The 395-nt window shown below is 74.9% G+C and carries 1 pseudogene; it reads right to left on the bottom strand.

Annotation, left to right across the window (positions count from 1 at the left end):
• Positions 1–267: 267 nt before the first annotated feature.
• Positions 268–395 (bottom strand): annotated as a pseudogene (locus tag R5H29_RS00035) (bifunctional 3,4-dihydroxy-2-butanone-4-phosphate synthase/GTP cyclohydrolase II); the annotation flags it as partial.

The raw sequence follows: 395 nt of genomic DNA on the forward strand, positions 1-395 counted from the left end.
CAAGCTGCGCGTGCTGGGCACCCCGCGCCGCCAGATCGGCCTGGCCGGGTACGGCCTGGAAGTGGTGGAGACGGTCACTCTGTAATGGGTAGTGCCGGCGGGGGGCCGGCCCCGGGGGGGGGGGGGGCGGGGGGGGGGCCGGGGGGGGGCCCCCCTAGCGGGGGCCCCCCACCCGAGTTTGGGCTTGGTCGGCACCTACCGGTTGTGCCGGCCGCTGGCCAGCAAGCCCAGGCAATGCGGTTGCCGGCCAGCGGCCGGCACTACCCATTACAGAGTGACCGTCTCCACCACTTCCAGGCCGTACCCGGCCAGGCCGATCTGGCGGCGCGGGGTGCCCAGCACGCGCAGCTTGCCCAGGCCCAGGTCGGACAGGATCTGTGCGCCGGCACCGTTGC

The organism is Stenotrophomonas sp. A3_2 (genome assembly GCF_036624925.1).
Taxonomy (GTDB): domain Bacteria; phylum Pseudomonadota; class Gammaproteobacteria; order Xanthomonadales; family Xanthomonadaceae; genus Stenotrophomonas; species Stenotrophomonas hibiscicola.